This window comes from Melioribacteraceae bacterium 4301-Me, from assembly GCA_041538185.1.
Taxonomy (GTDB): Bacteria; Bacteroidota; Ignavibacteria; order Ignavibacteriales; family Melioribacteraceae; genus Pyranulibacter; species Pyranulibacter aquaticus.
In genome coordinates this window covers 78,205-93,057 of the sequence record JBGORM010000009.1, presented here as the reverse complement: position 1 = coordinate 93,057, position 14,853 = coordinate 78,205, and the positions used below count along the sequence as shown (strand labels likewise).

Below are 14,853 nucleotides of genomic sequence, written 5' to 3'. Positions count from 1 at the left end.
GAGTAAAAGCATTTTTCTGGTTTGGACAAAATCCCCGGCGGTTAGTTTATATAAATACACTCCGCTGGGCAAGTTTTGCGCGTTAAAGACAACCGAATGCTCGCCTTGATCTAACTCCCCATTTACCAACGTTGCTATTTCTTTGCCAAGAACATCGAAGACTATTAGTTTTACTTTTGAACTTTTAGGCAGTGAAAAGCGAATCGTTGTCGTTGGGTTAAATGGGTTTGGATAGTTTTGTGAAAGGGAAAATGAAGTAGTGATTTCTTTCTCTTCCACTGGATTTAAGGCAGTCATCTTTAGTAAGTACAAGCCTCCGCTTGCGCTTACTAAAATTTTATCGGGTTGTATTTCCACAATCCCGTAAACATCAGAAATGTCAGCACTATCTGGGAAGAGTACTTCCCAGTTAGACAAGTCCCAACTCCATAACATTTTTTCCCCCCCTGTAAGATATCCAATAGATGGGGAGGCAAATACATTGGTATAAGAATCTATAAACAGTCTTTGACCAGTTGAGGTATAGAAAACAGGACCAAGAATCTTGTTCCATGTCTCCCCGTCATTATAGGAGACGAAAGTCCCATCCTCCGCTCTTCCTATGAGTATGTGGTTATACTCAGCCATCGAGCGGAATAAAGTACCCAATCTCCCATCCAAATTTGGATGGGGGCGCCGCCAAGACTTTGCGTCGTCATCGGATATCCATATCCCCTCTTTTGTATGATCAAGCCCCAGCACGTACATCAAAATCCTGCCAGTGCTGGTTCTATAAAGAAATCTGGGAGTATTCCTTCCTATGGTGGTAGAATCTAGTATTTTTTGCCACAAATTTTCATCTACTATATTAGGTGACACATCCCCTCGGACACGAAAAAGTTTATACATCCCACCTGCAAGGAAGGATCCATCTGATAAAGGTAACATAGCAAATGGGGCATATTCTCTGTTCGCATACCATGTTCTCCCGGTATCGGGAGAAAGGTATGTACCTATGCCGCTCGAAACAACAATATAACCCTTTGTGGTTGCTATAAAATCACCTTCTCCGAGAACGCCAACATTAGGAGCTTTTGTCCACTTGGAAAGAGAATCAATGGAAGACACATATACTCCGGCACCATTAACACCAAAAATACCACCAACTCCAAAAACATATCTCCCCACTCTAACAAAATTATAAAATAAGTGGAGAGTATCAACTCTCTCAGCACCATATATATAGAGGCGCTGGCTTTCTGTTTTTGTTGTAAACAAAAACAAAGCCATAAACAAAATTATGAGCTTTTTCATTTTATATTCCTCCTTTTATTTTTTCATTTTTTAATTAACTGCATATATTATATCATAAATGCAAAAAAAAGCAAAGAGTAGCGGCAAATAAAAACACCTCACCTATTTCCGGATTTGCGATGTTATAAAAATATTTAATTTTTTGCTTTTATTGTTTAACTATTCCTCGAATTAGAAGAAGATATTTAGTGTTTGGCTCAAGTTTCTTTATTTTCCAAATTTGGTTACCTGAAGATTGAATTGTTTTTTGGTCGACATTAAGATTCTCGGCATATATAGTTACATCTCTCCAACACCTTGTCACATTGCTTTCTGTTTTACATCTGTTAAATGCATTTGGTGCATTTCGGTTGTTGGCCTCATCAATATTAAACATCATAATCTTCACCTCGCTATAATCCTGAGGGTTTGTCCAACTGACAGTGATAGAGCAGGAGCCATTGGAGCAAGGATTTGGTCGGGCAGTCACATTTCTTGGTTTTTCTATTTTTGCCTTTGGAGTTTGGGCAGGGTAGGTTGTGGAAGAAACATAGACGCAATAAATTGGGTTGTCGGGATTATTCGGGTCGCAGAAATAAATTTTAGGAACAACACTTACCTCATTTGTACTCCCAGACAAAACCCCTGTGGATGTGTTGTAATCTATGTTACCTAAACCTAAGTTAACAAATCCATCCCAAGAAGTATTTGAAGAATCAAAAAAACTAAAAAACCTTATATTGCCTATTAATTTATTATTATTTATTTTTGGTGGGTCCATAAAAGAACCATTGCTATCTATAAGATCTGTTTTATTAAATGATATCCAACCATAACCGCAAACTTCTTTGCTACCTTGGCTACAAGGGATTCCACTCCAAGCATAACCCATAAGCTCTTTGGTATTGCGATTAAGGTAGACGCCGTATTTTTGGGCACCTTCGATAATTAAGCTTTTATCAGTTGATGTTGTATCCGAACTAAACTTAATCCAGCCAACGGAATGGCTATTTGATATAGGAGTGGAAGAAACGCCCGCCCACGCCCAACCATACACCGGCGATATAGCGGTAAGGTCTATATCAAAAGATTCTTTCCCAAAAATACGAACTTCCATCTCATTACTTCCATGTTGTGATTTGCTTCCCCGATAAAAAGCATCGGGACAAGTCAAATTTTTTTGATGCATCAAAGAACTATTAATCTTATTTTATATTTTAAAAATGCAGCAGGATATGAAGCCCCAAATATTTTTCATTAAATCCTTCTTACTCATTTTATTGTCTTATCTTAACTTAACTGCTCAACAATCTAACCCACTTACTTTTTCTGAGGTAATGTTTTATCCATCTGAACCAAATGGCGAATTCATTGAAATCTATAATACTTCATCAACTCAAACAATTGACCTTTCTCAAATAAAATTTAAATATTACACATCTACTGAAGATTCCTTCGTATCTTTCATAGGCGGAACATTACTTCAACCAAATAGTTTTGCAGTTGTTATCGAAAAAGATTATGATTTTGAAAATGGCGTATACAAAAATTTAATCCCTCAAAATGTTTTAGTACTTAAAACAAACGATAACTCTTTTGGCTCAAATGGCATGGCTAACACAAGTAGCAGAACAATCTCTTTATTAGCTGCTACTGGTGAAGTGATTGACTCGTATGACTATTCGGCAAATAATGCTATAGGTATTTCCGATGAAAAAATTTTTTTAAATAAAGATAATTCAGCTACTAACTGGTCAAATTCAATTTCAAAGCATGGAACTCCAGGTTTTAATAACTCCGTCTCCCCAAGAATAAATGATGTTTTAATTGAAAATTTTTCCTTCGAATCAAAATACGGCATTGATGACAAGCCAGTCCTAGCAAAATTTAACGTGAAAAACATTGGCTTGAGTTCCGCTAATTTTTCTGTGAAAGTTTACCACGACATAAATGCCAATAATTTAGGCGATACAAATGAACTTTTTCAAGAATTTAATAACCAGTCTTTAGACAGTGGTGCAACAAAAGATTATAGTTTTCTTGTAACTAATTACCCACTTGGTGAAAACAAATTTATCGTTTTAGCCGAATTTAATTTGGATGAGTATCCAGACAATAATGTTGCTTACGCAAAGTTCATAGGCATTCAAACTAATGAACAGCGCGGCGACTTAATAATTAACGAACTGATGTATACACCAGAACCACCAGAAACTGAATGGTTAGAAATTTATAATCGTTCTAATAAAACTGTTGACTTGTTCCATTACAAAATTTCAGATAGCAGCGATACAACTGTAGTTGTTAACAACACGATTTTTCTTTCACCAAAAGAATATTTAATAATTGCAAAAGACAGTTCAATTTTTAGCATTTATCAAATTCCATCTAAAACTGTAATTCATACTTTTGCTGCATTGAATAACTCCGGCGATAGAGTCATGCTACTTGATTCACTAAATAGAGTAATTGATTCACTTTATTATTTTTCTAACTGGGGCGGGTATAATGGAAAATCATTAGAAAGAATTCTTCCAGAAGATTCTTCAACTAAAAAATCAAATTGGAAAACTTCCCTAAGCATTTTTGGCGCTACTCCAGGCTACAAAAACTCGGTCTCACCAAAAAAATATGACCTTGAAATAAGTAACTTTAGTTTTGATTCACAGTATGTCTTCGATAATAACAATGCAAAAGGAAGTGTTTCTCTCAAAAACAATGGCTTATTAACTGCAGAGAAATATGAATTGGGCATTTACAAAAACTCAAATAAAAACAACATCCCAGATGCAAATGAGTTAATCTATAAATTTCAGACTATCCCAATTAATGCCGGTGATAGTATAATATTCAACTTTGAATTGCAAAACTCTGATAATCTTCTTTTAGGCACAAATTCTTATTTGGCTTACGTTAATTACGACGTAGACGAAGATACATCTAATAATCTTCTCAGCTCTTTGTTAACAGGAATTCAGACGAACGAACAACGAGAAGATGTTATAATTAACGAAATTATGTATGCACCTTCTTCTGTTGAACCGGAGTGGATTGAATTATACAATAAAAGTCAAAAGACAATTGACTTGTATGGCTATAAGATGTCCAACAATTCTCAAACACAAACAATAATATACGATTCGCTAAAGCTTTTGCCACATGAATATTTTCTTATAGCAAAAGATGACCGCATTTTTAATAAATATTCAATTACATCAAAGTTTATAGTCTCATCTTTTCCCACTTTAAATAATTCTTCCGATAAAGTTATATTGACAGATAAATACGACAGAGTAATTGATTCGTTAAAATACAATTCATCATGGGGCGGAAGCAACGGTAAATCTTTAGAAAGGATAAAAACGTCAAATCCTTCTATCGATTCATTGAATTGGAAAACTTCAATTGACGAAAAAGGTGGAACGCCAGGGAAAATTAACTCTGTTTCGCCTAAAGATTATGATGTTAAAATAACTGATTTACTTTTTAATCCAACTGAACCTAAAATAAATGAAAACGTAAACGTATTTGCAAAAGTGAAAAATACAGGTTACAACAGCGCTGCTTTCTCAATTGTACTTTATCAAATAGAAACAAATTCAGAAAGAAAAAGGTTGGACGAAAATAATATTTTACTTTCTGCGGGTGATTCGTTGCTGTACAATTTTAATTATCAAATAAGTGAAATAAAAGTGGAAATCACTTTTGAAGTAGAGGTAATTTATTCTTTTGACCAGGACACTACTAATAACAAATTTATAAAATCTGTTCGTCCACACTATTACAATAACGCAGTGGTGATAAACGAAATAATGTATAACCCAACAAACGGTGAACCAGAATGGATTGAACTTTATAATAATTCCGAGTATAACATTAATCTTAAAGACTGGATTATATCCGACGTACTTACAAAACCAACAGTAACCACAATAACAAAAACAAATGTAATAATTGAACCCAAAAATTTTATTGTGTTAGCAAAAGACTCTTCTATTAATTTAGTTCATCGTGTTATTCCTTCAAAAATCATATACGCAAATTTTGCAAACCTCAATAACGATGAAGATGGCATTATTCTAAAAGATTTTCGTAATGTAACAGTAGATTCAGTGTTTTATTCACACTTATGGGGCGGAGAAAATGGAAAATCGTTAGAAAGGAAATCGGCTGTTTATTTATCAACAAGTAAAGAAAATTGGGACTCTTCTCGAGATATCGAATTAAGCACCCCAGGACGAACGAATAGTATTACAACTAAAAATAACGATATAGCATTAATACAAATAGGCACAATTCCAGAATTTCCTACAAGAGGCGAGAAAATATCGCTTTGGGCAAAGCTAAAAAATGTTGGATTGAATTTAGCCTCTTCTTTTACAGTAAATTTTTTCCAAATTGAAAACAATGAATTAATTTTTATCGGACAAAAAAACGGTAATTCAATTGAAAGTAAAGATTCAACTCTACTTACAATTGACCCACAAATACAAATTAAAGACACTTTGATAATAGCAGCAAAAGTAAATTATAATTTAGATGAGGATACTTTAAATAATTATTTAACAAAAAAAATAATAGGGGGTTCTTCAAGGGGTGCACTTCTTATTAATGAAATTATGTTCGATCCATTAAGTGGCGAATCTGAATGGTTTGAAATTATAAATGCTTCTGACGAACCAGTAAATTTAAAAAACTGGTTAGTAAGCGATATTCTGCCTTCGCCGACAAAAGCAATTATTACGGATAAAGATATTGTTTTGCAGCCACATGAATTTGCTGTTATTACTAATGATTCATTACATTACCCATTCTATCCAACAGAGAAATTTTTTCAAGCTAAATTTGGTTCGCTCGGAAACACAGAAGATGGAATCATAATTTATGATTTTAGAAATGCTGTAATTGATAGTCTGAAATATAAGTCCACTTGGGATTCACAAAAGGGTCATTCCTTAGAAAGATTTTCATTCACCAAGCCAACTTCCGACAGCACAAATTGGTTTAGTTCAATTAATCTCAACGGTGCAACACCAGGCTTACCAAACTCAATTATAAATATCCCTTCATATTCTTCTAATTCACTTGTTATAAATGAAGTTATGTTCGACCCAGAAATTGGAAATTCTGAATTCGTTGAATTCTATAACACAACCAACGATTCAATTCAACTTGGTAATTGGACAATCGAAAATTCATCTGGCTCAAAAACCAAATTATCAGCTACAAGTTTAATGCTGCCACCACAACAATATTTTATCTTAAGTGCAGATTCATCAATTTTCAAAAATTACACATGGCTTAACACTTTTAATTATACCACCATAGCAAATAAGTCTTCGTTAAATTTATTAAATAGCAGTGATAAAATTATTCTAAGGGACATTAGCGGAAAAACTATTGATTCACTCTATTACCAAAGCAGCTGGCACAACAAAAATATTTTAAATACAAAAAACAAATCATTAGAACGGATTAACCCATTAATACCAACAAATGATTTCACAAATTGGAGTACTTCTGTTGACATATATGGTGCCACGCCTGGCAAAATAAATTCTATTTTTACCAATAACGAAAATAAGCAATCAAAAATTTCAATAGAGCCAAATCCTTTCTCACCAGACAATGACGGCTTTGAAGATTTTTCAATTATTACTTTGAATCTATCCCAGAAAATTTCACAAGTCCGCATAAAAGTTTACGATATTATGGGAAGATTAGTAAGAACAATTTTAAATAACAAGTCGGTTGGCTCTAATTATTCAGTAATTTTCGATGGCTTGAGTGACAGTGGAACACCTTTAAGAATTGGAATTTATATTTTATTTGTAGAAGCGATAAGCAATGATAACACTGTTGTAGAAACACTAAAAGCACCGATTGTTATTGCAAGAAAACTTTAATGTATTTGTTTACCATTTGTGTAAACGAACGGGAATTTATAATTCTATCTGAATTATTTTTTTAAAAAAGAATGAAAGAGAGAATAGATATAAACAAATTAATAGGATTTTATTTAATGATTATGAGAGACATCTGAAAAATAGAATTATCAGCAGTTGTCATTCCCACGAAACTTGTCGAGGCTGTCCAAAAAGTATTATTTTTTAAAAATTGGAACACGGACGACACCGATTACAACGGATTTTCACGGCCTGCCTGCTGAACGAATTCATTCGGCAAGCAGGATTTTTCATTTGAACAATTACTTTCCACAAGGTGGTGAATTCTCATTAGTCAGCCCCGAGTGGGAACCTACTTTGAAAACACTGGATTCCCGTTTCCACGGGAATGACTCATCGAATTTTTCAGAAGTCCCTATGAAATAAAGAACAATAAAAAGGCTGTCAAAAAAGTAATTTTTATTCAAAAATAGCACGCTGATTTAACGGATGCTTCTGAAACTCAGCACAAGTTTTCACTGATTTATTTTTTGAAATATTACTTTAAAGACAGCCTCTTTATAATTTACTTTTTATGCTCTCTCCTCATTTGTGCAGCCAGTTCTTTAATTTCAGTTAAATCTCTTTTCATTTCGCTCCAGCCGTACCACAAAGCATAATCCGGATTTGCATGAAAAGTGCCTTGGAAAGTTCTCATTCTATGTTCTAAGAACATTACAAACAGTTTTTGTTCAATTACAGTTGGTGCATCGTGAAACGTCAAAAGCATTGGGAAGGCGAATGGATAATTAGCCGGCTTTTTAATTATGCCGTCTTTATATAAATCTGCAACAACTCTAATTGCTTCAGCCATTAGATGGTCTGCATTTTTAATCATATCATCGCCCTTTAGCAGTTCACCCTTAGCAAAATTTTCAGAGTGGCATTGACCGCAGGTTTTTAACATTTTATCACGTTCTTTTTGCCAGTCTTCTTGGCTAAGCCGTGCAACATCCGCAGCTTTAATAACATCAACTAATTTTGTTGGTTGACCTTTCATATCGAGCACACCTAATGCTTGAAGAATTGTAGCACGATCGCTTGCCCATTGTTTATCTTCCGGCATAGGCAAACGAACTGCTAAAAATCCCCATGCAGTTCTAACCTCATGATTACCATTCTGCATGTGACATGTTTGGCAAGTTGGTGCAGAACTTTCTTTAGGCAGTACACCTGTTTGTTTCAGTAAATATCTTACACCGTGTTTGGAGTTGGAATACATTTCCCATTGCGGATGGTCAAAGCCTTCGTGACAAGTTTGACATGCTTGTGGTTGTCGTGCTTCTTCAACACTGAAAGTATGACGTGTATGGCATGCATCGCAAGAGGCATTTCCAAACAAAGAACCATCTTTTCTAAGTTGTTTAATTTCTTCTTCAGATTTGATTCCAATTTTATGGCAGCCACCACATCCTTTCATACCTTCAATCAATGCCATTGGCTGCATGTGAATTGTCGGCATTGCTTTCATCGCAGCCCAAGCTGCAGCGTGTTTTCCTTTCTTAAATTGGGCAACTCGTTCTTCGTGACAGTTTGCACAGGTTTCTACAGTGGGTAACTTTGCTTTCGCAACATCCTCAGCAGATGTATGCTCAGTTCCATGACAAACTGCACAATCTACATCACTTTTTGCATGCATACTTAACTGCCAATCAGTAACAATGTTCGGCGTAACATTTTTATGGCAGGTAATACAATCTTGCGCTTGAATAAACTCAGTAAATATAAAAAGCGCAGAAACTAATAATAACTTTTTTAACATTTATCTCCTCCACTATTTAGTGTGTGATGTTCTATACCGAGTTTATTTTTCTTTCTTAGAAAAATTTTCATTTTAATTTAATAATAATTTTTAATGAATGTATTATTTGCTAAAAATCTTTTATAGAAAACTTTTTTCTGCCAATTATTACGGGTATAATCGACCAGCATACAAGCAAAAGTAGAGATACTGCAATTCCTAAATCGTTATTAAAAAATTTTTGAAATACTGCTCCAGTGTAACCCATCAGTGCTGAAATATCCAAATGTAAAATAATAAGAATTCTCGCAATATCAATTGGATTAAACATTGTAATTACAATAGAAATCTTCTCTAAAGGATAGTCCTGGAAAAATTGAAGAATTAATAAGAACAAAGCATCATAAATTGCGGAGAAAAAGAGCCAAATAAATAAGGATAAGCCCAAACCCAACATTTTATTTTCATTTAATGTTGATATCAAAAATGAAAGGCCAGTAAAAATTATTGTCTGAAAAACCCCGGAAATAATTAAATATACTAATGAGAGCCAATTCTCACCTACACTGCTTACAAACAAAACTATTGAAATTGAAATTCCAAATACAAAGCATCCAATTAGCGGTATTAATAAACCGAGAAATAGTCCAAAATAAAGTGTGCTACGTTTTATCGGCTGTGAAAGCATAAAAATTACATAGTCTCTATTGCTATACAAATAAATCGTTCCAAAGACAATTGAGACAAGCGGGATTACAATTTGTATTATGTTAATAAGGCTAACTAACACTTTTGAAAAATCCGAAGAAAGCGCAAAGAACCCATAGGTAATTAATAAAAAGAACAGCCAATATATAATTAACCACTTGCTTCTTAAAATATCGTGCAGTTGAAATTTTATTATCTTTAAAAGTGTATTCATGCTGCTTCTCCGCTCATAATTGATGCAATTGCTCTTTCAAGATTTGAGCCTTTAGTTTTTTCGATTAAGTGACTTATTGTACCGTTATAATAAATTTTACCTTCAAGAAGAAAAACCACGTTTTCAGCTAACTCTTCTAACTCACTTAATATATGTGAAGTAAAAATGATTGTCTTGCCCCGTTTGCGCTCGGCAATAATTTTATCTTTTAGTATGCTTGATGAAACTGGGTCAAGACCTGCTGTAGGCTCATCTAATATTAAAATTTGCGGATCGAAAAGAAAGGCTATTGCAGCATTAACTTTTTGACGTGTTCCCCCGGATAAATTTTTTAATCTTTTATCCATTTCACTATTCAACTTAAAGTTTTCTATCAGCTCTTCATCGTAACGTATATTCTCGGAACGCAAATTTTGAATTGTACTTATAATTTCTCTTACAGTTAAATTTTCTGGGAAGTGAGCTATTTGAGGCATATAACCAATTTTTTCTTTGTACTTATAATTTCCGTTTAATTTCACACCATCAACAAAAATTTCACCGCTGGTTGGCTTTACTAATCCTAAAATGCACTTTATTAATGTAGTTTTGCCGGAACCATTAGGTCCAACTAAATAATTTAAAGAACTGTTTTTGAATTGAATATTAACATCAGACAAAGCTGCAAGGCTGCCGAATTTTTTATATAGATTTTTAATCTCAATCATACAATTTTTTTCATCAAGGGATTTTTATCTATCAAAGTTTCGGGAGTTATTGTAGGAAAAATTTTTTCAGCAAAATCCAAAATGCTAATAAAAAAACTTCTTAAAAGAATTAATGCCGGCCTATTTTTTTCGACAATTATAGAAAATAATTTGACTGGATGATACGGCACGTCACCAATTCCATCTTTATTTAAATCATAACCGCTATAATCCGACCAATAGTTATAGTCAAATTCGTTAAAATTTGTGCGGCTGTTTGTTGCTACTTCGAAAGCATTACCTATAAAATTATTTTTTTTAAAAACATTGTTTACAGAGTTAGACATTAATCTTACAGCATAACCATTATTAACAAAATCATTATGGAAAATTTTAATGCGGCTACATCCCTCTAAATAAATTCCAACTGTATTCTTATTAAATCTGTTACTATCAACACGAATATCCGAAATTTCTTTTAAGAGCAAACCATAAGAAGCACTACCCCAATTATATTGAAAATAATTATTACACATAGATATAAAACGACTATACATCACAGCCACACCAGCACCATTTTTTTGGAATATGTTATTAGTATATGAACAGCTATCCGAAAACATAAAATGCAATCCGTACCTCAAATTCTTTTCGCTGAAGTTATTATCAATTTTACTTTTGGAAACAAATTCAAGATAAATGCCATCTCTATGACCACTAATTTTGTTCTTCTCAATTATTATGTTATTACAATACCAAAGATGGATACCATTGCCAGAGTAAGTTTCTCTTTTTGAATGAGCGGTGATTTGATTGCCTATTATTTTACAAAAGGATGAATTTGACAGATAAATACTAAAGAAATTTTCTGAAAATTTATTCCCCTCAATAACACAATTTGAAACGCTATCCAGCTTTACGGCTGCATTATCATGAATAAAACTGATGCCAGCATTCTTAAAAAAAATTCCTTTTACAACCACATTATTTGATTTAATTAAAAGAATTTCATTCTTGTTTTGTCCATCTAAAACAGGGAAATCTTCTCCCAGCAAAAAGATTGGTCTAGTAACAACAAGGGGCGCTTCATTATAAATCCCTTTTTTAATTATTACTGTATCATTAACATTCGCAATTCCTAATGCCTTTTTAAGAGAATTAATGTTTTCATTTGGACCTACTTTGATTGTTTTTGCTGGTAACAATATTGGTGCAAAAACTAACAGCAGAAAAATTTTACTCAACAATATTCTCTTAAATCTAATCATCATGCCTGTGTTTTTAATTCCATTGTTTTTTAACATAATTAACAACTTCTTTCCAAGTTAATTGCGAACCGTTAAATTCAGCAGCTGCTGTTTGTAATTCTTTTTTATTTGCAAAAGCGGCTAAGTTCATACCCATTGGACTTTTAATCTTATCGCTTTTTAAGAAGAAAGAATTTTTTGCTTCCATTAAATCCTCAGGTTGAGAAAAATCAGTAACCCAAAACGAAGCTGCTGCATCACCTAATTTAGTCGAAAAGTAAGCCATACACTCAATCGAATCGAATTTAAAAATTTTTCCTTTCGTTGTAACTATTTCACTGCCAAACTTTGGGTCTGTTATTAACATTTTACAATTGGAGCAGGAATCACTGCCGTAGGAAACAGGTTCCGGCTTATTACTGCAGCCAATCGAAACAAAAAACAAAATTAAAAGAATGTATTTTTTCATTAACATTAATTCCCTTTTAATTCTCTTTTATCAATTATAATTGCTGCTATTGCAATTAAGACAGCCAAACCTAATAAAATGCCACCAATGCCTGGGAGCGACTCCGCTTTCATGTTCAGCAATTGTTTTGAGCCAATAAGCGGCGGCTGGTAAGTCATCCCAGGCACTTTAATTGGTGCTTCAGGACTCAAGTTATGCCCGTAATGATAGCCCCACATGTAAAAGTCATACAAACCAATTATTGCAATAACAACAATTGAAGCTATCCATCCAAAAACAAGCTGCCTTTTTTTCAGCAAAATAACCAACATACCAAACAGAATAATTCCAGCTACAATGTAAGGCATATATTTTAGTTCGGGTATTGATTCCGGTACAATAGGTTTCATCCCAATGTAATGATTAAGTTTATTAATATTAATCAAATCAAAAGGCTTTTCACCTGTAATTTTGTTTAACCAAATTCTTAGTCCAATTCCTTCAGGATACTGTGGTGCATGAAGATCAATATTCCATATTGGGAAAAAAAATAAACCTGTTATCATTAACGTTGCAAACAACAGTAATAATCTTGAGATAGTTTTCATGACATCAATCCTTTCAAAAAAAGAATTTTCATATCAGTTAAAAGAAATTTTCGTATTACTTTTAGCAGACGAAACTCTAACGTAACCTTGCATTTCCTGATGAAGAGCAGAACAAAAATCAGTACAGTAAAAAGGATAAACACCTTCTTGTTGAGGCTGCCATAATATTGTTTTTGTTTCTCCCGGCATTATAAGCAGCTCACTATTATTAGAACCTTTAACAGCAAATCCATGGGGTATATCCCAATCTTGTTCTAAGTTTGTTACATGGAAATAAACTTTATCGCCTACTTTTATTCCCTCTATGTTATCAGGTTTAAAATGTGAACGAGTTGCAGTAAGATATACATGCACCTCATCACCTTTACGTTCCACTCTTGCATATTTTTCACTTTTAGTTGCATTAGGATTTTCATTTTTTTCTAACTCATAAATTCTCTGATTGTTTTTCATAATAATATCTGCTGGAATAGCTTGTGCGTAATGAGGCTCTCCAACTGTCGGAAAATCGAGTAGTATCTTCATTTTATCGCCGGTAATATCAATTAATTGTGCCGATTGACAAAGTTCAGGACCAGTAGGTAAGTATCTATCCTTAGTAATTTTATTTAGAGCAATTAAATATTTACCCCAGGGATTTTTACTATCGCCGCCGGGAATACAAAGGTGACCAGGTGAATAATAAGTTGGAATTCTGTCAACAACTTCCCACGTTCCTAATTTCCATTTTACTATTTCGGAAGTAATAAATGCTGTAGTATAGGCATAACCCTTGCCGTCAAATTCTGTATGTAAGGGACCCAGCCCCGGGTTTTCAACTTCACCGGCAATTACAGATTCATATCTTAAGATTGGGATTCCATCTTTATCGCCTATAAAATCTTTTTTCTCAATTGCCTTAAGCATTTTAGAAAATGAATGGACAGGAATTACAGTTGAAAGTTTTCCGCCAGCAACTATGTATTCACCTGATGGGTCTACGTCTACACCATGTGGAGATTTTGGAGTAGGCAAATAATAAATTAAGCCGGGACAATCTTTAGGATTCAATATAGTCACACTTGTAATTTTATTTGACTTTGCTGTAAGTGTTTTTTCATCAAAAAAATTGTTGTAATAAGTGGTTTGCATTTTTTTGCCCTTGCCTTCTGCAAGATATTTTTCAGCAAGTTTCCAATTCACTGCTGCAACAAAATCTTTATCATTCTTGGATGCATTTATTTCCAAAAGCGAATTTGCTTGTTCACTGTTATATGAAGTGAAAAAAGCCCAATCGTGAGAAGGTCCTTTTCCTGCATGCGCCAAATCGTAATCCAAACCCGGCACAAGAATCTGAAATGCAATACTCATATCACCATTGTGAGGATCTACTTTAATGAATGTAAGCGTACCTTTAAAGTTTTCTTTGTAAGACGAAATTGGAACATCTTTTTCCGGAATAGGTACGCTAAATCTGGTAGAGGCAATTACGTATTCGTTATTTTCTGTTACAAAAGGTGAGCCATGGTTGCCGCCTGAGTTGGGTATCTCGATTATTTCTGCAGTCTCAAAAGATTTTAAATCAATTCTGGCGACACGACATGTATTGTTGGCATTAATAAAAAGCCATCTGCCATCTGGTACACCGTTAGTCATAGATAATTCAGGGTGATGTGCATCATCCCAAGGGATATAACCATAGGAAGTCATAAGCATTGGTTTGGTCTCTTCCGAATATCCATAGCCGGTTTCCGGGTTTTGAGAAAAAACACTGATAATTTTGAATAACCTTCCAGATGGTAATCCGTAGACTGACACTTGACCATTAAAACCACCTGATAGAAAAGCATAAAACTCATCGTACTTACCCGGTGCTACATAAACTTTTTTTGCAGCTTCTTCATCATTTGCGGTTTCTCCAGACTGAGTACAGTTAACAAATGTAATAGAAGAAAGAATGACTGCAAAAGAAATTAACATTATTTTTTTCATATTCCCCTCCATT

10 protein-coding genes are annotated in these 14,853 nt (G+C 33.8%); 1 reads left to right on the top strand and 9 read right to left on the bottom strand.

Annotation, left to right across the window (positions count from 1 at the left end):
- Both ABRY23_13200 and ABRY23_13195 read right to left on the bottom strand, forming a co-directional pair.
- Positions 1–1,293 (bottom strand): T9SS type A sorting domain-containing protein (locus tag ABRY23_13200; GenBank protein MFA3784011.1); only part of this gene is annotated, 1,293 nt, incomplete at its 3' end.
- Positions 1,294–1,441: 148 nt separating this feature from the next.
- Positions 1,442–2,389: a hypothetical protein gene (locus ABRY23_13195; protein ID MFA3784010.1), complete on the bottom strand. Its 948-nt coding sequence runs from the start codon at positions 2,387–2,389 to the stop codon at positions 1,442–1,444.
- Positions 2,390–2,507: 118 nt separating this feature from the next.
- On the opposite strand from ABRY23_13195, the gene ABRY23_13190 reads away from it, so the two are divergent.
- Positions 2,508–7,178, top strand: coding sequence for a lamin tail domain-containing protein (locus ABRY23_13190; GenBank protein MFA3784009.1), 4,671 nt, complete (start codon positions 2,508–2,510; stop codon positions 7,176–7,178).
- Positions 7,179–7,743: 565 nt separating this feature from the next.
- On the opposite strand, the gene ABRY23_13185 is transcribed toward ABRY23_13190, so the two are convergent.
- The 7 genes from ABRY23_13185 to nosZ all read right to left on the bottom strand — a co-directional run bounded on the left by ABRY23_13185 (position 7,744) and on the right by nosZ (position 14,840).
- On the bottom strand, positions 7,744–8,979 hold the full coding sequence (locus tag ABRY23_13185) for a multiheme c-type cytochrome (GenBank protein MFA3784008.1): 1,236 nt from the start codon (positions 8,977–8,979) through the stop codon (positions 7,744–7,746).
- A 109-nt stretch (positions 8,980–9,088) separates the two neighbouring features.
- Complete coding sequence (locus tag ABRY23_13180; GenBank protein ID MFA3784007.1) at positions 9,089–9,880, bottom strand: ABC transporter permease subunit; 792 nt, start codon at positions 9,878–9,880, stop codon at positions 9,089–9,091.
- Positions 9,877–10,587: an ABC transporter ATP-binding protein gene (locus ABRY23_13175; protein MFA3784006.1), complete on the bottom strand. Its 711-nt coding sequence runs from the start codon at positions 10,585–10,587 to the stop codon at positions 9,877–9,879. Before ABRY23_13175 ends, ABRY23_13180 begins: the two co-directional genes overlap by 4 nt.
- Positions 10,584–11,870: a nitrous oxide reductase family maturation protein NosD gene (locus tag ABRY23_13170; GenBank protein MFA3784005.1), complete on the bottom strand. Its 1,287-nt coding sequence runs from the start codon at positions 11,868–11,870 to the stop codon at positions 10,584–10,586. The genes ABRY23_13175 and ABRY23_13170 overlap by 4 nt, the downstream gene beginning before the upstream one ends.
- A complete protein-coding gene (locus tag ABRY23_13165; GenBank protein ID MFA3784004.1) occupies positions 11,848–12,282 on the bottom strand; it encodes a nitrous oxide reductase accessory protein NosL in 435 nt (144 codons plus the stop codon). Before ABRY23_13165 ends, ABRY23_13170 begins: the two co-directional genes overlap by 23 nt.
- Positions 12,283–12,287: 5 nt before the next feature.
- A complete protein-coding gene (locus ABRY23_13160; protein ID MFA3784003.1) occupies positions 12,288–12,869 on the bottom strand; it encodes a hypothetical protein in 582 nt (193 codons plus the stop codon).
- 33 nt (positions 12,870–12,902) lie between these two features.
- Positions 12,903–14,840, bottom strand: coding sequence for a Sec-dependent nitrous-oxide reductase (gene nosZ / locus ABRY23_13155; protein MFA3784002.1), 1,938 nt, complete (start codon positions 14,838–14,840; stop codon positions 12,903–12,905).
- Between the last annotated feature and the right edge of the window lie 13 nt (positions 14,841–14,853).